Here is a 16,761-nt window from a genome sequence, read left to right on the forward strand (position 1 = left end):
TCGAGCGGATCGATGCTGGAGAGTTCTGCCGGCGCTGCGCTGTACTCGTGCCATGACCGTGCGGATCGCGATTCTCACCATCGGCCTCACGTTGACCGGCCTGTTCGCGGGCGGGATGGCCGTGTTCTCCTATGGGGTGATGCCGGCGCTCGCGCGAACCGATGACGAGACCCTTGTCACCACCATGCGACGGGTCAACGAGGCGATCCTGAATCCGCTGTTCCTGGTGATCTTCCTCGGCGGCCTGATCCTCACCGCGATCGCCGCATGGCAGTACCGGGGCAGCGGCGCGGCGGGCTGGCTGATCACCGCGTCGGCGGCGCTCAGCCTGATCGGCATCGCGATCACCGTGGCCGGGCATGTGCCCCTGAACAGCGCGCTCGCCAACACCGAGCAGACGTTCGCCGCCGCGCGGCAGGCGTTCGAATCGCGCTGGCTGGCCCTGAACGCGATCCGCTCGATCGCGCTGACCGCCTCGCTCGCCACCGGCGTGCTCGGTGCGGCGCTGGCCGCAGGCGGTGCCCGCTAGGCTCCAGAACATGCCTTGGCTGCGCTTCGACTCCCTCGTCAATGCCCGTGATCTTGGTGGTACGCCGACCGCCGACGGCGGCCGGATCCGGGACGGCGTACTGCTCCGCTCGGACAACCTGCAGGAGCTGACCGAGGCCGATCTCGCCCAGTTGCGCGAGCTGGGCCTGACCGATGTGCTCGACCTGCGCAGCAACTACGAGGTGGCCCAGGAGGGGCCCGGGCCGATCACCCGCGAGCCGGACGTGACGGTACGCCGGTTCACCTACCTGCCCGAGTCCGACACCACGCCGCTGCCGGACGACGACCCGGCCGACGTCTCCGGCGCGTCCGCCGGGTCGGGGGTCGCCGAGCAGGCGCTGCCGTGGGTCGGACTGACCCCGAGCGTGGGGCACGACAATGTCTTCGCCTCCCACTACCTGTCCTACCTGGCCGACCGGCCCGACCAGGTGATCGGCGCGCTGCGCGCGATCGCCGAGGCCGAGGGCACCGTGCTCGTGCACTGCGCCGCGGGCAAGGACCGGACCGGCACCACCGTGGCCCTGGCGCTGATGCTGGTCGGCGCGGACGAGGATGCGGTGGTCGCCGACTATGCGGCCTCCAGCGAGCGGATGCAGCAGATCGTCGACCGGCTGGCCAGCTCGGAGACCTATCGGGCGAATCTCGAGGGGCGGCCGCTGTCCAGCCACCTGACCAATCCCGAGTCGATGCGCGCCTTCCTTGATCACCTGATCGGCGAGTACGGCAGCATCGAGGCCGCCCTGGGCCGGCTCGGCTGGACGGCGGCGGACACCGAACGGCTGCGCGCCAAGCTGCTGGACTGATCGGCGACGGATTTGGCCGGCCCCCGGAGACAGATCTATAGTTGACGAAAGCAACTAATAATCGTTCCCGTGGAGTGCGCCCATGCCCCTCACCGATGCCCGTGCCCGAGAGCTGCTCGGCGTACTGTCCGGGTTCAGCCGCAGCCTGCAGGCGCTGGCTCGCAATCGCGAGCACACGGTGTCCAACACCCGGATCGGCATCCTGAAGGCGGTCCGCGACGCCGGGCCGCTGCGGCTCGGCGACCTGGCCGCGCGGATCGGCATCGCGGCGTCGGTCGCCACCCGAACGGTCCAGGCACTGGAGGCCGAGGGCCTGGTCGAGCGAGCTGCCGATCCCGATGACGCGCGGGCGTACCGGATCGCGCTGAACGACGCCGGCCGGGATGCGCTGCGGGCGCGGGAGGAGTGGACGGCCGCCCTCCTGCGCGAACACCTCGACGACTGGGACGACGCGGACGCGGCGACGGCGGTCGAGATCCTCGGGCGGTTGGAGCACGCGGTACGCGAGTTCGGCCGCACCGGCCAGGCCGGACCCATCGCGACCGCACAGGTGGCGGCCCGATGACCGCGGCCGACAGCCGGACCGACCCGGCGCCGGCGCCCGGCCGCCTGAGCCACCGCGAGGTGCTCGAGGTGATGGCCGGCCTGTTGTCGGTGCTCGGCACCGCCCTGGTCTCCACGACCATCGTCTCGACCGCGCTGCCCACGATCATGGCGGACCTGGACGGTACGCAGCGGCAATACACCTGGGTGATCACCGCCTCGCTGCTCGCGATGACCATCTCCACGCCGATCTGGGGCAAGCTCTCCGATCTGTTCGACAAGAAGCTGTTGGTTCAGCTCGCGATCATCATGTTCGTGGTCGGCTCGATCGGCGCCGGGCTGTCGGTCGCCGTCGCGCCGATGATGGCGTTCCGGGCCGTGCAGGGGTTGGCGATGGGCGGTTTGACCGCGCTCACCCAGTCGATCATGGCGACGATCATCTCGCCGCGCGAGCGTGGCCGGTACAGCGGCTACATGGGCGCGGTGATGGCCGTCAGCACGGTCTCCGGGCCGGTGCTCGGCGGAATCATCACCGACCATCTCGGCTGGCGCTGGTGCTTCTTCGTGGTGATCCCGCTGGCGTTGGTCTCCTCGGTCGTGCTGCAGCGCACGCTGCGGCTGCCGCACGTCCGCCGGCCGGTGCGCTTCGACTATGTCGGCGCCGTGCTGTTCGCCGTCGCCGCGGCGTTGCCGATGCTGTGGGTCACCTTCGCCGGGCAGGACTATGCCTGGCTCTCCTGGCAGACGGCGGCCTTCCTCGGCGGCACCGTGGCGGCCGCCGCGCTCGCCGTGTTCGTCGAGCTCCGGGTGCCCGATCCGATGGTCCCCCTGCGCGTGCTGGGCAACCGGACGACCGCGCTGATGATCATCACCGCGATCGGCGCCGGGGTGGCGATGTTCACCGGTGGCACGTTCATGACCCAGTACTTCCAACTCGCCGGCGGCTTCGCACCGACCACCGCCGGACTGATGACCATTCCGTTGATCATCGCGCAGATGCTGTCCACGACGATCAGCGGGCAGCTCGTCAGCCGAACCGGTCGCTGGAAGCCGATCATGGTGATCAGTGCGGTGATGCTGGTGATCGGCCTGTTCGCGCTCAGCACCATCGATCATGCGACTGCGTACCCGCTGGTTGCGGTGTACATGTTCGTGATGGGCATCGGGGTCGGCGGCCTGCTGCAGAACACGGTGCTGGCGGTGCAGAACACGGTCGCCCTGAAGGACATGGGTGCGGCCTCGGCGACGGTCGCGTTCTTCCGTTCGCTCGGCGGCGCCGTGGGGGTCTCGATGCTCGGGGCGCTGCTGGCCAATCACGTGCAGCAACGCGTGGTCGACGGCCTGCGGTCGATGGGCATCGATCCTTCGCTGGCGGGGGGCGGTGGCGGGAGCCTTGACCTGTCCGCGCTGCCGCCGGCCGTGCGGCAGGTGATCCACTTCGCCTACGGCGATTCGTTCGGCCAGTTGTTCCTGGTCGCCGGGATCGTCGCGGCCGCCTCGCTGGTGGCGGTGATCATCGTCGTGGAGCAGCCGCTGCGCGACACGATCGACCTGAAGCCAGCGCCCGACCGATCGGTGCCGGACCCGAACAGGACCCCGGCGACCGCGGGCGTCAGTCCAGCAGGTGGCGCAGATAGCGGCCGGGCGCATCGAGATAGCGACGCCAGTGCTGGACCAGTTCAAGATCATCCCAGCTCGTCTGGGCGTACCCCCGCTCGTCGAGCTCGATGATCGTCGCGCCGGGTAGCGAGGCCAGGATCGGCGAGTGGGTCGCGCAGAGCACCTGGATCCCGATCCTGGTCGCCTGATCGAGCGCTCCGATCAGGCGCAGGGTGGAGGAGAAGGACAAGGCGGCCTCGGGCTCGTCGAGCACCAGCAGACCGGGGAAGCGCGGGTTGATCGCCCAGTCGATCACCGCGCTGAAGGATTCGCCGTGGCTCATCGCGTGATAGTCGGGATGGTGGCCGTACTGCTCGATGAAGCTGAACCAGCCGTGCATGGTCTCCGCGCGCAGGAAGAAGCCGTTGCGCGGGCCGAGCCCGCGGTGCAGTTGCAGCGCGCCGGACAGCGGCGACTCCGTCGGCCGCGTCGAGTGCAGGCCGTGGGCGGTGCCGCCCTCGGGGGACAGGCCGTACGCGGTCGCGATCGCCTCGATCAGCGTGGACTTGCCGGAGCCGTTCTCCCCGACCAGGAAGGTCGCGGTGGGGGACAGGTCGAGACCCTCGGCGAGCAGTTGGGCCACGGCGGGGATCCTCGCGGGATGGCTCGACGGGTCGAGGTCGTGATCGGCGCGGCCGCTCACGCGTACCAGCGCGTGCTGCTCGAACGCCATCGGCTCAGGCCGCGGTCGCGTCCGGCAGGTAGGTCGTCATCCGCACGGTGACGGGCACCTCGTCGCCGATCGCCGGGGGAGCGGAGCCCGCCGGCAGGAAGATCAGCGAGGACTGCATGTGCGGCGGCTCCAGGAACCAGCGCTTGCGGCCGTCGAGCTCGAACGGCGACAGCGCGCGGCCGGTCGCCGCCAGGCCGCCCCCGGCCACCGCGGTGAGACGCTGCCGGAGCGTGGTCGCGGCGGTCGGGGCCTCCAGACCGATGCCGTTCGCCGTGCCGCCCGAGACCACGACGACCCAGCCGTCGCCCGGCACCTTGCGCTGCCGATAGCCCGCGCGCTCGCCCCGGCGTACCCGATGGACATCGAGCACGGTCGAGGTGGCGCGGTAGGCGGACGGGTCCGCCAGCCACAATCCGGTGCCCAGCCGCAGGCGGGTCTCGACCCCGAGCTCGGCGCCGATCCGGGCAACCCGGTCGGCACCGACATGGGAGAACCAGAGCGGCGCCGGGCGGGCCGCGGTGGCGGTGCGCGCAAGCTCGACGGCCTCGGCGGCGGTATCGCCGATCGGCAGGTGGATCGTCCAGCCGGCGAAGTCGAGGCGGTCGATCAGTGGGGCGGCGTCGGCGAGTTCGGCCGGCGCGAGGCCGTGCCGCCGCATCGAGGTCGCGACCTCGACCAGGGCGCGGGGCCGGTTGTCGGAGGCGGCGAGGCGGCGCAACTCGTCGAGGCGGCTGATCGTCGGCACGATCCGCGGGTCGTCGGCCGGCGCACCGGGCCAGGGAGTGAGCACGACGATCGTGCCGGGGAACCGATCGGCGACCGCGTCGACCTCGCCCGGCGTACCCACCGCGATGGTGTCGGCGCCGAGCCGGGTCGCCTCCGCGGCCAGCCGCGGAAGCCCGAAGCCGTAGCCGTTGCCCTTCGCCACCGGCACCAGGCCGGGCGTTGCGTCGCGGACCCGATCCAGGGAGGTACGCCAGGCCGCCTCGTCGATGCGCAGTGTCGTTCCCGTCACGCGGCCCCACGCTACCGAAGCCGCCCGGCGACGAGGTGAGGCGCGGAAGAGATCGACCGAGTACTCGACGGGGGCCGACCCAGTGCGGCTCGAATCGGTGATCTAGATGATAACGAGCGTTACTGTGCGTAATAGGGATCGCGCAGGTGTGCTTGCGGCGCGCGGATCAGCAACCAGCGACGGGGACCTCGAAATGTCCGATGAACCGAAGACCCATCTCAGCCAGGACTGGAGGCCGCGAACGGCGATCTTGGCTCTGGGTGCGTTCGCGGTCGGCACCGACGGCTACGTCATCGTCGGACTGCTGCCGGAAATCGGCTCGACCTTGCATGTCAGCAGCGCCGCGACGGGCCAGTTGGTCAGCGTGTTCGCGCTGGTTTACGCGTTGCTGTCCCCGGTACTCGCCACCGTCACGGGCAGATGGTCGAGACGGCGGACGTTGGTCACCGGCCTGGTCCTGCTCGGCGTGGGCAATGCCGTGACCGCGCTGGCTGGGAGCTACGCACTCGTTCTCGCATCGCGCGTACTTGCCGGCGCGGGCGCGGCCCTGTTCGCCGCGAATGCGGTCGCCACCGCCTCCCTTCTTGCCGGCGAGGAGCGTCGGGGCAGTGCGATCTCCATGGTGACAGCCGGATCGACCCTCTCGCTCGTGCTCGGTGCACCACTGGGGACGTTGATCGGGAAGCAGTGGGGGTGGCAAGCCGCGATCTGGTTCATCACGGTGATTGCCGCGGTCATCGCTGTCGCCATCGCCGCGTTGCTGCCGCCGATCAAGGTCGACCAGACAGCCAGCCTCCGCGAGCGCATGGCTCCCCTCGGCGACCCTCGGGTGCTGAAGGTCCTTGCTGTCACGCTCCTTGCCTTCGTCGGCGTCTTCTTGCCGTTCACCTATATGAGCAAGGTCTTCGAACTTGCCACCGGAGGTGATCAGAGCAAGTTGGCAGCACTTCTGATGATCTTCGGAATCTTCGCCACCGCAGGCAATCTCATATCCGGTCGGCTCGCCGACCGCTTCGGTCCGCGGGTCGTGGTCATCGCGGCGACGTCGGGGATTGCCATCGTGTTTCTTGTGATGCTCACTGCCCGTGCCGACTTCGCCTTGGCCGCAGTGCTGCATGCGCTGAGCGGTTTCGTGTGCTTCTCCGTGATCGGCCCCCAGCAGCACCGCATCACCGCCTACGCACCTGCCGGTGGTGCTCCTTTGGTGTCGGCGCTCAACCTCTCCACGGCCTACCTGGGGAACTTCTCATCGAGCGTCATCGGCGCGATCATCCTGTCCACCACGACATCTCCCGCTTACATCCTTCCGGTCGCCGCCGGCTTCGCGATCGCAGCAAGTCTGGTGGCATGGGGTTCAGGACGATCGGAGCGCTCGCCCGCAGATGACCACAGCGCCCGCGCCGCCGAAACTTCGACAGCGCCAGACGCCTAGCACACCGCGCCGGGCTAGGCTTGGGTGGGACCTACCCGGGTGATTGAGAGTGGTCTCGATCGAACTGAGGCGAGGTATGTAATGCCGGTGCAGGCAGGGGCGACGATCGACCCCCGCGCGACGCGTGCGCGGGTGCTTGATGCCGCCGCGCGGTTGTTCTACGACCGCAGCCTGGCCGCGGTAGGAATGCGGGAGATCGCAACGGCGTCGAACGCATCGCAGCTGACGATCTACCGGTACTTCGAGTCCAAGGAGGGCCTCGCTGCGGCTGTTGCCCGCGAGCGCAGCGACCGGATCCATGCCTGGTTGCTGCAGTCGCTTGCGCCCCTTGATCCAGGGCCGACGCGCGTACTGGCACTTTTCGATCTTCTCACCCGCTGGTTCGCCGAACAGGGTTTCCGCGGGTGCGCGGTGATCAATTATGCCGCTGACAGCCGTGGCGGCCTGTCAGCGCACGAGGTCACTCGGGGACACCTTGCGCGGTATCGAGATTTGCTCGAGCGCCTGTTGATCGAGGCGGGAGTACCCGAACCGGTACCACTGGCCCGCCAGCTTCTGCTGCTGATTGAAGGCGCCACGGTCGTCACCCAGATCGATGGCGACGGCGCAGCAGGCGCTGACGCCCGTCGTGCCGCCGAGACCCTCCTTGCCTCATCGTTGGCCAAGGGGCAGTAGAAGCCGCGCCAGGCCGGTATCAGCGCCCGGGTGCTGCGGGGGCTCGGACGCCGAGCTCGACAAGCTCATCCACGGAGAACCTCGGGATGATCGACTTCGGGCAGTTCCAGGTCGACGCTTCGACGCGGATCCTGATCACCGTCGAGATCCGGCCGTTCGCCCCTGCAGGGTGCTGCTCGAGCGAGCCCAGGCCGAAGATCTTGAGCCTCATTCGCCGAACGTAGTCGATGAAGAACAGGGAGAGCTTGGGATTGTCCTCGAGGTTGCCGAACGACACGTACTGTCGGTTACCCGCCACCTCGACGTAGCGGAGCGTGTCCACGGCGCCGCTGGGGCCGGCGGAGCATTCGACGAACCCTTTTGGCCCGGACTTGTATTGGATGTACGGCCAGCCGTCGGCGTTGATCGTGCCGAGGTAGAACTCGTCGCGAGCGCCGATGAAAGCCTGCTCCTGAGCGGTCAGCCCGGCGAAGACGTCGTCGGTCTCCGTTCTGGCGATCGCGTTCCGGCTGCCGTGGTCGTGCTGCTGCTGCCTGACCGAGGAGGTGTAGGCGATCTTCGAGAATCCCGTCATTGTCGACCCCCCGATTCGTGAGTAGCCGGCTGGTGCACTTCGTGTTTGGCTGTGCTCCTGACAGCGGCGGCGGCCAGCAGTGCGGCGATCGACACTGCCGCAGCGAGAGCGAAGGCCGATGGATAGTCGAAGCGGCTCGCGACCGCGCCGCTGAGCGGGCCCGCCACCATCAGACCGAGATCCCAGAAGGACGCCATGACCGCCACCGAGGTGCCCGGCGCCTTGGGGCCGGCTCGGTCGAGCGTCACGGCGACGGTCGCCGGGAACATCAGTGACACTCCGACTGCGGCCAACGCCGTCCCCGCCACGATCCCGACGACTCCGGCTGAGGGAATCGCGATGATCGCCAACCCGACGGTCTCTACCGCGAGCATCGCGCCCCACACTCGCTTCCCGCCCCACCGGGTCACCAGGGGGCTTCCGAAAAAGCGCGTGATCAGGAAGGCAGCGGCGAAGACACCCAGGACGTAGTGTGAGGCGCCGGAGCGCAGGTTCGCGAGGTAGAGCACGATTATCGCGTTGATCGCGCCGTAACCGTAGGCGGACAGACCGAACACGGCCCCTGGGGCGCTCGCGCCCCGTGGCAACAGCCCGCGCAGTGTGAACGAAGGACGCGCAGGAGACGGTGTCTGGTCAGCCCGCACGCTCACGGCGAAGATCAGAGAAACAATCCCGAGCGCGGTGACCGTCCACCAGACCGATCTCGCCGATCCGGTCGCATCGCTGATTGCGCTGCCGACCACGGGACCCACAGCGAGGCCGCCCCACATCGACAGGCCGAACCAGCCCGCCATCGCTCCTTTCCTGTCCGCCGGGATGGAGGACAGGACCCACGGCAGTGCAGCGGAGAACAGGGCTGCCTCGCCGGCGCCCATCACCACGCGCGCGAGCAGGATCTCGGGGATCGTCGTCGCAAGAAGATGCCCAGCACCGCCAAGGGCGGTCAGGACGCCGCCCGTCGCAACGACCGGGCGTGAGTGGGCGCCGTCGGCGAGCCAGCCTGCCACCGGTCTCGTCAGCGCTGTCGCTGCGAAGGCGATTCCCACCGCGAGCCCTGCAGCCGTCAGCGTTCCGCCGAGCGCGCCGGTGACGTAGCCGGGGAGTACTTGAATGGTGGCACCGAGCGCGACGTAGCCGCAGAAGACGGCGACCCAGAGTGCGGCTACCGATGTCCTTCCCATACACAAACAGTACGATGGAGTATCGTTTGGCACAACCGGCAGCGCAGGTTCCACACTGGACGAAACCTAGGGAGGCCCGGATGACTGAATCGAGGTTCCGCAACCCACGACCGCGGATCATGCAGGCGGCGACCCGGCTGTTCGCGTCGAACGTCATCCCGTCGATCGGAATGACCGAGATCGCATCGGCTGCACGCGTGTCGAAGACGAGCATGTACCGCGAGTTCCCCACCAAGTCAGACCTCATCGAAGCGGTCGCGACCCACCGCAGCGACGCCGTCCACGACGAAGTGATCCGCAGCGCCGGCAACAGGCCGCCCGGTATCGATCGCATCAGAGGGCTGTGCAGCGACCTCGAGGACTGGTACCGCTCCCCCGACTTCCACGGCTGCCTGGTGATGCGGTCGGCGTCGCACGCCGGCGAAGGCCGTGTCAACGCGGTGGCCCACGCACACGTGCTGCGGTACGAGCAGTTCATCAACGACGCGCTCGTGGACGCGGGCTACCCCGACGCGTCCGCCGTTGCGGGCGAGATCGTCGCACTCATCGAGGGAGTAACCCTCCTGCACACCATTGGTTCTCGATCGGTCGCGCTCACCGACGCGGTGGACAGGGTGCTCTCCACGCTGGACTCACCGCCGTCTCGATGACTCGACCTCGTCGTGAATCGGTCGCGTCAGTACCGCGGCCTACTTCCCGCGGTTCATGTACCAGTCGAAGGCCTTGTGCAGGATCGGGTTGATCGGAAAGTCCCACTCGCCCGGGTACTCCACGGCCTCGCCGCCGGTGCCGACCTTGAACTGGATCAGGCCGAGATGGGGGTCGTCTCCGGCGACGGACACATGTTCTGGAAATAGCTCAACGCCCGCGGGGTGAACCCGTCGCGCTCGGCGGTCTCGACATAGATCCGGTGGAACTCGCCCAGATCGTCCGGGCCGCCCTCGCTGACCTCGACACCGAGTTTCGCGGCCTTCTTGATGTTGCGCCGTCAGAGCTGGTTCATGCCCTTCAGCACGTCGTCGGCGCTGCGACCCTTCAGCGGCAGCCAGAAGTTGAACTTCGGCTGGCCCGCCGCGAAACCCGCGGCATCCCCTTCGGCGGCTTCCAGCCGAGGTGGCGCAGCGTGTGGTGCAGCCGCGCGGCGGCCGGGTCGTGCTCGTCGGGCGGCACGGCCGTCAGGGACCGTACGCCGTCGTCGGCCGGCGCACCGGGCCAGGGAGTGAGCACGACGATCGTGCCGGGGAACCGATCGGCGACCGCGTCGAGCTCGCCCGGCGTACCCACCGCGATGGTGTCGGCGCCGAGCCGGGTCGCCTCCGCGGCCAGCCGCGGGAGCCCGAAGCCGTAGCCGTTGCCCTTCGCCACCGGCACCAGGCCGGGCGTTGCGTCGCGTACCCGATCCAGGGAGGTACGCCAGGCCGCCTCGTCGATGCGCAGTGTCGTTCCCGTCACGCGGCCCCACGCTCCCGAAGCCGCCCCAGGGCCGAGGTCAGGCGCCGGCGTGGACCCGCAGCTCCGTCCGGTCCGCGCGGAAGAGATCGACCGAGTACTCGACGGGGCGTCGGGCCTGGTCGTAGGCGACCCGTTCCAGCCGAAGGGCCGTCGAGCCGGGGGTGCGCTGGAGCAACGAGCCGGCGCTGGCATTGATCACCGCGAGCGTGATGGTCTCACGGGCGGCGGTGATCACCAGACCGAAGTCGGTGCGCAGTCCGGCGTAGAGGGAATCCAGGCGGGTGGACAGGTAACGCTCGCAGTGCGGTCCCCCGAGGTAGAGCTGTTCGAGCGACAGCGGTTCGCCGTCGGCATAGCGCACCCGGCGCAGTGACGTGACCGACGACCCCGGCGGCAGACCCAGGGCCCGGGCCGCGGATCGCGGCGCGGGTTCGATCCGTGCGGACAAGACGGTGGTCGAATCGGCATAGCCTTGTTCGTTGAGCATCTCCGGTACGCCCTTGACCGTGTTCAGGTCGCGGCAGACCGTGTGCTGCCCACATGCGGATCCGACGATCGCGTCCTCGGGGCGGTCGATCACCCCAGTGACGAACATGCCCTCCTTGCGTCCGGCTCCGCGTCGCAGGTCACCCTCGCGCACGAGTCGGTCCAGGGCCGAACGCAGGGTCGTTCGCGACACCCCGAGGCCGGCGGCGAGCTCTCGTTCGGTCGGCAACCGGGATGCGCCGCGCTCACGATGCTCGGCCGTCAGTCGACGCAGCACCGCGGCGGTTCGGTCAGCAAGCGTGGACATGGTCGGTCTCCTCTGCCCCATCTTTCGAGGAGTATCGCCCGAAGGACCGAGGTCCAGCGGACACCCGAGGATCCGTAACCTTCTCGTTACATCGCGCGTCTGGGTACCAATATTGGTCTCTGCCATCCTGCTGCAAATCCGAGCGATCCCAGCGGTAGGAGGGGCTCGATGACTGACCGCGGCGCCACGCTGACCGGCCCGGACTCGTTGAGCGGCCCGGCACAGCACGCCCTGGCGCTGCTGGCACAGGCCGGCGAGCTGACCCGGGATTGGTTCGCCCGGCGCGGTCGCGTCCGGGTCGAGGACAAGGCGGACGGTACGCCGGTGACGCAGGCGGATCGGGAGATCGAACTGCTGCTGCGCGAAGGCCTGGCCGAGGTCTTTCCCGACGACGGCATCTACGGCGAGGAGTTCGGCGAGACGCACGGTGGTAGTGGCTGCCGGTGGATCATCGATCCCATCGACGGCACCAAGTCGTTCGTCCACGGCGTACCCCTGTTCGCGAATCTGATCGCGCGCGAATGCGACGGTGAGATCACGTTCGGTGCGATCGGGCTGCCGGCGCTGGGCTGCACGGTGTACGCCGAGCGCGGTGCGGGCTGCTGGCGGGACCGGGAACGGCTGCACGTGTCGGCGCACCACGAGCTTGCCGATGCCTATCTGATGGCGACCTGGCTCGAGGACTGGCCGGGCGCGGTGCTCGACGAGGCACGCCGTCGGCGGGTGGTGGTCCGCACCTGGGGCGACGCGTTCGGCTACGCGATGGTCGCCGCTGGCGAGGCCGACGCCATCGTCGATCATCGCGCAGAGATCTACGATCTCGCGCCGATGCCGGTGATCATCGCGGAGGCCGGTGGTCGGTTCACCTGCAAGGCGGGCAGCGACAGCCACGCCCGGGGAAGCGGTGTCGCCTCCAATGGGCTCATTCACGATGCCGTGATGGCATTGATCAACTAGGAGGACCGTCATGCGGAAGTTCATCCGGGGCCTGCCTCGCCGCACGATCAATCTGTTCTTCGGTGCCGTCGTGTGCGTGACACTGCTGATGGCGCTGTTTCCACCGTTCTACTTCTCGGTGAGCGGCTCGACCGTGCTGGTGGCCGGCATCCCGATAGCGATCTGGTACTGGATTGTCGATGCGGCGCTGTTGGGTCTGGCCCTGTGGGGCCTCTATCACGTGGAGAACATCCGCGGCGAGCTCGATGAGGCGCTGCCGGAAGAGGGAGCGCAGACATGATCATCATGATGTCGATGCTGGTGGTCTTCTATGCGATCGTGATCTTCATCCTCTACCGGACGAAGCAGACCGACAACCCGACCTTCAGCGAGTACTCGGTCGGCGGGCGCCGCTACGGCCCGTGGTTCGTCGCGATGTGCTACGTCAACTCCTGGTGGCCGGGGGCGACCTACATCGCCTTCTTCGGGCTCGCCGCCGGAGCCGGAGTCTTCGGCTTCTATGGGCTGGCGTACTCCACGCTCGGGGTCGCGATGATGTACTTCCTGGCCACCCGGGCCTGGCGCTGGGGCGCCCACTACAACCTGCGGTCCCAGCCGGAACTGATGGGGCTGCGCTACAACTCCTCCGCCGTCCGGATCGTCGCAAGCCTGATCGGGGTGATCTCGGTGTTCCCGTGGGTGGTGCTCGGCATGCAGGCGCTGGGCGAGGTCTTCGTCTGGGCCAGCGCCGGAACGATTCCGCTGACGGCATGCCTGATCATCGGCCTCGTCGCGATCCTGATCCGTCAGTACTGGACGGTGCGGATGGGCATGCGCGGCCTGATCATGACCGACGCCTTCCAGGGGTGCGTCGCCTATGTCGGCGCGGCCGTGGTCTGCCTGGTCCTGCTGAGCGGCCTGGCCGGGCCACCCGTCGGATTCGCCGAGCTGGGGCGCCTGCCGGTCGAGTTCCTGCGGGTCCCGGGCGACGGCGACGGCTACGGGCCGCTGTACCTGGCCAGCCTGATCTTCACCGGTGTCGTCGGCAGCCTGTGCTGGCCGATGAGTTTCCAACGGATCTACACCGCCTCCGGTGTCAGGTCGGTCAAGGCCGGCACGATCCGCACGGTGCTGATCTCCGCGACTTTCTACACCTTGTTGATGGTGTTCGGCATCGCGGTCTCACAGATGCCCGTGGTTGCGGAGAATCCGCAGGCCGGATGGTTCACGGCGCTGCAGAGCTACGGCGGGACCTGGTTGCTCGGCTTGGGCGTGACGATCGTGTTCGCGGCGTCCATGGGCCACATCGACGGCAGCGTGCAGGTCTGCGGACTGCAGATCGCCAACGATCTGGTCAACTCCGAGCGCCGGCAACTGACCGATGTCCAGCTCACCCGGGTCGCCAAGATCAGCATGGTGATCTTCATGCTGTTGGCGGGCGTCCTGGCGTACCTGACGTTCAACTTCTCCCGACTACAACTGCTGGCACAGATCTCCTACCAGGGGATCATCCAGCTCGCGGTGCCGTTGTTCATCGGCGTGTTCTGGCAGCGTGGCAGCAAACAGGGGGCCATCGCGGGAATGGTCACGGGGTTCTCGGTCGCCGCGGTGCTGACTGCCATCTATCCCGACGACATGCCTGCCCTGGCCAGCATCACCGGAGGTATCGTCGGTCTCGGCGTCAACCTGTTGGTGTTCGCGGTGGTTTCCGCGCTCACACCGCCGTCGGCCGCCGAACGGCAGCGGGTGGCCGAGATGTTCGACGTCGCTCGCAACCCGGTGCGGGTCGCGCCCGTGCCGATGGAGGTCTCGGAGCTGACCGAACCGGAGGGCAGTCGATGACGCCGGACGCGTTTCTGGCCGATCTTGATCAACTGAGCGAGTTCGGGGCCACCGCGCCCGCGGGCGCCGCGGTGCGCGGAGTCGACCGGCAGGCCGCAACTCCCGAGCACGCTGCGGCCCGCCGGTGGGTTGCCAATGGGTTGGCGGGCAACGGTTTCGGCGTCGAGCCCGATCGGATCGGCAATCTCTTCGCCAGCATCGAATGGCTGCCCGGCGCGCCCGCGCTGGTGCTGGGGTCGCACCTGGACAGTCAACCGGCGGCCGGGCGGCTGGACGGCGCCTACGGTGTGCTGGCCGCTGCCCACGCCGCCACCCGGCTCGCCGCGGAGGTGGCGGCCGGTGAGCTGACCCCCGTCCGCAACCTCGCAGTCGTCGACTGGTTCAACGAGGAGGGTGCCCGGTTCACGCCGAGCCTGCTGGGCAGTTCCACCTACACTGGAGCCCTCGCGTTGACCGATGCGCTCGCCATCGAGGATCTGGCCGGGGTGAGCGTCGCCGACGCGCTGCGGGGCATCGGCTGTCTCGGCAGCGGCGGCGGCCCGGCCGCCGATCGTTACCTCGAACTGCATATCGAACAGGGCCGCGAACTGGAGAACGCCGGCGTGGAGATCGGCGTCGTCACCCGCAACTGGGCCGTGGCCAAGTTCACCGTCGTGGTGCACGGCGACCAGGCCCACACCGGCGCGACCGCGCTCGCCGACCGCCACGATGCGTTGGTCGGGGCGGCACGATTGGTGCTGACCCTGCGTGAGCTCGCCGCCGAGGCGCCGCCGGGTCAGTTGCTGGCGTCGGTCGGCCGGTTGCGGGTCTTTCCCAATTCTCCGGTGGTGGTGCCGGCGCGGGTCGAGTTCGAAGCCGATATCCGCGGCCCGGAGACCGAACAGGTGAGCCGGGCGCTGCGGGCGTTCGATACCGCCATGGCCGACCTGACCGAGGTCACTGCCGAACGGGCCAGAGTGAAGGTCCGGCCCCCGCGCGAGCTCTGGCCGGACGGGGTGGCGCTCGCCGAGAAGGCCGCGGCCGAGGTGGGCGCGCGTTCCCTGCGGCTGGCCACCCGTGCCGGGCACGACGCGATCGCCCTGAGCGCTCGGGTGCCGACCGTCCTGATCTTCGTGCCGAGTCGCGACGGGATCAGCCACAACGTCGCCGAGGACACCGATCCCGATCATCTCCTCGCCGGCGTGGAGGTGCTGACCGCGACCGCTCGTCGCCTGTTGCGCGGTGAGCCCGGAGGAGACGACGAATGAGCGAAGGGATGTCGATCGCGACCCTCGGTGAGTCCTGGAGCGCGGGGCGAGGCGCGCCGAGTGAGCGGCTGGATGCGGTGCTCGGACGCATCGAGCGGATCAACCCGACGATCAACGCGATGGCCGATCTCGATCTCGACGGGGCAACGATCGCCGCCCGCGAGGCCGACCGCCGCTGGGCGAGCGGCTCGCCGCTCGGCCCGCTGGACGGCGTGCCGGTCACCGTGAAGGACAGCATTCCCATGCGGGGACTGCCGTGGCGGCACGGTCTGCGGGCACACCGGGGCGCGGCGGGAGGACAGGCGGACGGCCCGATCGTGGCGCGCCTGCGGGCCGCGGGCGCCATCGTCGTCGGCAAGACGACGATGCCGGACCTCGGGATGTCGGCCTCCGGGGTCAGTTCGGCGTACGGAATCGTCCGGAATCCGTGGGACACCTCACTGAGCCCCGGGGGGTCGAGCGCCGGCGCGGGAGCGGCGCTCGCCGCCGGGCTCTGCGATGCCGCGGTGGGCACGGACATTGCGGGTTCGGTGCGATTGCCCGCCGCCCACTGCGGGGTGGTCGCCCTGAAGCCGACCCAGGGCAGGATCGCCCACCCGCCGGCCTCCACCATGCGCTCCGCGGGCCCGATGGGCCGCTGGGTCGCCGACGTGGCCGCCCTCTACTCGGTCCTCGCGGGGCCCGACCTCGCCGACCCGCTCAGTCTCCCGGCCGAAGCGCCCGGAGACGGCGACGCGTTCGACCCGCGCGGGATGCGGGTCGGCGTGCTCACCGACCTCGGCTACGGCTTCTCCGCCGATCCGGCCGTGCTGGCGGCGGTCCGTCGAGCTGCCGACGCGCTAGCGGCGGCGGGCGCCGTCGTGGAGACGATCACCCCGCCGTTCGCCGATGATCCCTTTCCCGCGCTCGACCGCATCTTCGGCACCCGCGCCCTCGCCGAGATCCACGGCTTGGGAGAGCGCGGCGCCGGCGGCGGTGTCGACCCACGGCTGGTCCGGTGGGCGCAGCGGGTGGCCGGGCAGAGCAATCTCGACCATTACGCCGACCTCGCGACCGTCGCCCACAGTGCCGCCCGGTTCAGCACAGCCCTCGCCGGCCACGATGTGGTGGTCTCGCCCGTGCTGCCGGTTACCGCGTTCCCCGCCGAGGAGCTCGGGCTCGACCCCGAGCACCCGCTCGCGCACTGCGGCTTCACGAGCTGGTTCAACCAGACCGGCCAGCCCGCGGTGAGCCTGCCGATGTGTTGGCCGGGCGGCTTGCCGGCGGCGGTCCAGGTGGCCGGACCGCGATTCGACGATCGCCGCGTGCTGGCCGCGGCGCAGTGGCTGGAGGCTCGCGCCGAGGAGCGTCCGGCCTGGCCGGACCCGACCGGGGAAGGGAGTTGATC

The 16,761-nt window shown here is 69.2% G+C and carries 20 protein-coding genes; 12 read left to right on the forward strand and 8 right to left on the reverse strand.

All coding sequences use genetic code 11. The features are described from left to right. Positions 1–52 precede the first annotated feature (52 nt). From ACXDC7_RS03115 to ACXDC7_RS03130, 4 genes are all read left to right on the forward strand, one after another. Positions 53–529: an anthrone oxygenase family protein gene (locus ACXDC7_RS03115; RefSeq protein ID WP_459221146.1), complete on the forward strand. Its 477-nt coding sequence runs from the start codon at positions 53–55 to the stop codon at positions 527–529. A 10-nt stretch (positions 530–539) separates the two neighbouring features. Continuing rightward, positions 540–1,352 (forward strand): tyrosine-protein phosphatase, encoded by an 813-nt coding sequence (locus ACXDC7_RS03120; protein ID WP_459221147.1) that lies wholly within the window; start codon positions 540–542, stop codon positions 1,350–1,352. Between the two features lie 82 nt (positions 1,353–1,434). Next, entirely contained in the window at positions 1,435–1,917 is a 483-nt protein-coding gene (locus ACXDC7_RS03125) for a MarR family winged helix-turn-helix transcriptional regulator (protein ID WP_179444867.1), read from the forward strand. Next, positions 1,914–3,626 (forward strand): MDR family MFS transporter, encoded by a 1,713-nt coding sequence (locus ACXDC7_RS03130; RefSeq protein WP_459221148.1) that lies wholly within the window; start codon positions 1,914–1,916, stop codon positions 3,624–3,626. Before ACXDC7_RS03125 ends, ACXDC7_RS03130 begins: the two co-directional genes overlap by 4 nt. On the opposite strand, the gene ACXDC7_RS03135 is transcribed toward ACXDC7_RS03130, so the two are convergent. Continuing rightward, positions 3,508–4,227: an AAA family ATPase gene (locus tag ACXDC7_RS03135; protein ID WP_459221149.1), complete on the reverse strand. Its 720-nt coding sequence runs from the start codon at positions 4,225–4,227 to the stop codon at positions 3,508–3,510. The genes ACXDC7_RS03130 and ACXDC7_RS03135 overlap by 119 nt on opposite strands. Positions 4,228–4,231: 4 nt before the next feature. Next, on the reverse strand, positions 4,232–5,242 hold the full coding sequence (locus ACXDC7_RS03140; protein ID WP_459221150.1) for an alanine racemase: 1,011 nt from the start codon (positions 5,240–5,242) through the stop codon (positions 4,232–4,234). A gap of 193 nt (positions 5,243–5,435) precedes the next feature. On the opposite strand from ACXDC7_RS03140, the gene ACXDC7_RS03145 reads away from it, so the two are divergent. Both ACXDC7_RS03145 and ACXDC7_RS03150 read left to right on the forward strand, forming a co-directional pair. Further along, positions 5,436–6,674 (forward strand): MFS transporter, encoded by a 1,239-nt coding sequence (locus tag ACXDC7_RS03145; RefSeq protein WP_179444864.1) that lies wholly within the window; start codon positions 5,436–5,438, stop codon positions 6,672–6,674. Between the two features lie 81 nt (positions 6,675–6,755). Then, on the forward strand, positions 6,756–7,349 hold the full coding sequence (locus tag ACXDC7_RS03150; RefSeq protein WP_179444863.1) for a TetR/AcrR family transcriptional regulator: 594 nt from the start codon (positions 6,756–6,758) through the stop codon (positions 7,347–7,349). Between the two features lie 19 nt (positions 7,350–7,368). Here ACXDC7_RS03150 and ACXDC7_RS03155 read toward each other — a convergent pair whose 3' ends face one another. Then, positions 7,369–7,923 (reverse strand): pyridoxamine 5'-phosphate oxidase family protein, encoded by a 555-nt coding sequence (locus ACXDC7_RS03155; RefSeq protein ID WP_459221151.1) that lies wholly within the window; start codon positions 7,921–7,923, stop codon positions 7,369–7,371. Further along, positions 7,920–9,104: an MFS transporter gene (locus ACXDC7_RS03160; RefSeq protein WP_459221152.1), complete on the reverse strand. Its 1,185-nt coding sequence runs from the start codon at positions 9,102–9,104 to the stop codon at positions 7,920–7,922. Before ACXDC7_RS03160 ends, ACXDC7_RS03155 begins: the two co-directional genes overlap by 4 nt. A gap of 80 nt (positions 9,105–9,184) precedes the next feature. Here ACXDC7_RS03160 and ACXDC7_RS03165 point away from each other — a divergent pair, with 80 nt between their 5' ends. Continuing rightward, complete coding sequence (locus tag ACXDC7_RS03165; RefSeq protein ID WP_179444860.1) at positions 9,185–9,754, forward strand: TetR/AcrR family transcriptional regulator; 570 nt, start codon at positions 9,185–9,187, stop codon at positions 9,752–9,754. A gap of 39 nt (positions 9,755–9,793) precedes the next feature. Here the strand turns inward: ACXDC7_RS03165 and ACXDC7_RS03170 are convergent, their stop codons facing one another. The 4 genes from ACXDC7_RS03170 to ACXDC7_RS03185 are packed head-to-tail and all read right to left on the reverse strand — an operon-like array spanning position 9,794 to position 11,349. Beyond that, a complete protein-coding gene (locus tag ACXDC7_RS03170) occupies positions 9,794–9,946 on the reverse strand; it encodes a hypothetical protein (protein WP_459221153.1) in 153 nt (50 codons plus the stop codon). Continuing rightward, on the reverse strand, positions 9,910–10,083 hold the full coding sequence (locus ACXDC7_RS03175) for a peptidoglycan bridge formation glycyltransferase FemA/FemB family protein (RefSeq protein WP_459222796.1): 174 nt from the start codon (positions 10,081–10,083) through the stop codon (positions 9,910–9,912). Before ACXDC7_RS03175 ends, ACXDC7_RS03170 begins: the two co-directional genes overlap by 37 nt. A gap of 56 nt (positions 10,084–10,139) precedes the next feature. After that, complete coding sequence (locus tag ACXDC7_RS03180) at positions 10,140–10,556, reverse strand: alanine racemase (RefSeq protein WP_459221154.1); 417 nt, start codon at positions 10,554–10,556, stop codon at positions 10,140–10,142. A gap of 37 nt (positions 10,557–10,593) precedes the next feature. Beyond that, a complete protein-coding gene (locus tag ACXDC7_RS03185) occupies positions 10,594–11,349 on the reverse strand; it encodes a GntR family transcriptional regulator (protein WP_179444859.1) in 756 nt (251 codons plus the stop codon). Positions 11,350–11,517: 168 nt separating this feature from the next. Here ACXDC7_RS03185 and ACXDC7_RS03190 point away from each other — a divergent pair, with 168 nt between their 5' ends. The 5 genes from ACXDC7_RS03190 to ACXDC7_RS03210 are packed head-to-tail and all read left to right on the forward strand — an operon-like array spanning position 11,518 to position 16,759. Further along, positions 11,518–12,306, forward strand: a complete 789-nt coding sequence (locus ACXDC7_RS03190) for an inositol monophosphatase family protein (RefSeq protein ID WP_459221155.1) — start codon at positions 11,518–11,520, stop codon at positions 12,304–12,306. Positions 12,307–12,316: 10 nt separating this feature from the next. Next, positions 12,317–12,586: a hypothetical protein gene (locus ACXDC7_RS03195; RefSeq protein ID WP_179444857.1), complete on the forward strand. Its 270-nt coding sequence runs from the start codon at positions 12,317–12,319 to the stop codon at positions 12,584–12,586. Next, the gene (locus ACXDC7_RS03200; RefSeq protein ID WP_459221156.1) at positions 12,583–14,127 is read left to right on the forward strand and encodes a sodium:solute symporter family protein; all 1,545 of its coding nucleotides are present in this window, start codon (positions 12,583–12,585) and stop codon (positions 14,125–14,127) included. Before ACXDC7_RS03195 ends, ACXDC7_RS03200 begins: the two co-directional genes overlap by 4 nt. Beyond that, on the forward strand, positions 14,124–15,374 hold the full coding sequence (locus tag ACXDC7_RS03205; protein WP_459221157.1) for a hydantoinase/carbamoylase family amidase: 1,251 nt from the start codon (positions 14,124–14,126) through the stop codon (positions 15,372–15,374). The genes ACXDC7_RS03200 and ACXDC7_RS03205 overlap by 4 nt, the downstream gene beginning before the upstream one ends. Further along, on the forward strand, positions 15,371–16,759 hold the full coding sequence (locus ACXDC7_RS03210; protein ID WP_459221158.1) for an amidase: 1,389 nt from the start codon (positions 15,371–15,373) through the stop codon (positions 16,757–16,759). Before ACXDC7_RS03205 ends, ACXDC7_RS03210 begins: the two co-directional genes overlap by 4 nt. The last annotated feature ends 2 nt before the right edge of the window (positions 16,760–16,761 follow it).

It is taken from the genome of Naumannella huperziae (assembly GCF_054073625.1).

What these genes read in the sequence shown, in the direction of transcription:
- ACXDC7_RS03115 (WP_459221146.1), top strand. Translation starts at nt 53, where the DNA reads ATGACCGTGCGGATCGCGATTCTCACCATCGGCCTCACGTTGACCGGC.
- ACXDC7_RS03120 (WP_459221147.1), top strand. Translation starts at nt 540, where the DNA reads ATGCCTTGGCTGCGCTTCGACTCCCTCGTCAATGCCCGTGATCTTGGT.
- ACXDC7_RS03125 (WP_179444867.1), top strand. Translation starts at nt 1,435, where the DNA reads ATGCCCCTCACCGATGCCCGTGCCCGAGAGCTGCTCGGCGTACTGTCC.
- ACXDC7_RS03130 (WP_459221148.1), top strand. Translation starts at nt 1,914, where the DNA reads ATGACCGCGGCCGACAGCCGGACCGACCCGGCGCCGGCGCCCGGCCGC.
- ACXDC7_RS03135 (WP_459221149.1), bottom strand. Translation starts at nt 4,227, where the DNA reads ATGGCGTTCGAGCAGCACGCGCTGGTACGCGTGAGCGGCCGCGCCGAT.
- ACXDC7_RS03145 (WP_179444864.1), top strand. Translation starts at nt 5,436, where the DNA reads ATGTCCGATGAACCGAAGACCCATCTCAGCCAGGACTGGAGGCCGCGA.
- ACXDC7_RS03150 (WP_179444863.1), top strand. Translation starts at nt 6,756, where the DNA reads ATGCCGGTGCAGGCAGGGGCGACGATCGACCCCCGCGCGACGCGTGCG.
- ACXDC7_RS03155 (WP_459221151.1), bottom strand. Translation starts at nt 7,923, where the DNA reads ATGACGGGATTCTCGAAGATCGCCTACACCTCCTCGGTCAGGCAGCAG.
- ACXDC7_RS03160 (WP_459221152.1), bottom strand. Translation starts at nt 9,104, where the DNA reads ATGGGAAGGACATCGGTAGCCGCACTCTGGGTCGCCGTCTTCTGCGGC.
- ACXDC7_RS03165 (WP_179444860.1), top strand. Translation starts at nt 9,185, where the DNA reads ATGACTGAATCGAGGTTCCGCAACCCACGACCGCGGATCATGCAGGCG.
- ACXDC7_RS03185 (WP_179444859.1), bottom strand. Translation starts at nt 11,349, where the DNA reads ATGTCCACGCTTGCTGACCGAACCGCCGCGGTGCTGCGTCGACTGACG.
- ACXDC7_RS03190 (WP_459221155.1), top strand. Translation starts at nt 11,518, where the DNA reads ATGACTGACCGCGGCGCCACGCTGACCGGCCCGGACTCGTTGAGCGGC.
- ACXDC7_RS03195 (WP_179444857.1), top strand. Translation starts at nt 12,317, where the DNA reads ATGCGGAAGTTCATCCGGGGCCTGCCTCGCCGCACGATCAATCTGTTC.
- ACXDC7_RS03200 (WP_459221156.1), top strand. Translation starts at nt 12,583, where the DNA reads ATGATCATCATGATGTCGATGCTGGTGGTCTTCTATGCGATCGTGATC.
- ACXDC7_RS03205 (WP_459221157.1), top strand. Translation starts at nt 14,124, where the DNA reads ATGACGCCGGACGCGTTTCTGGCCGATCTTGATCAACTGAGCGAGTTC.
- ACXDC7_RS03210 (WP_459221158.1), top strand. Translation starts at nt 15,371, where the DNA reads ATGAGCGAAGGGATGTCGATCGCGACCCTCGGTGAGTCCTGGAGCGCG.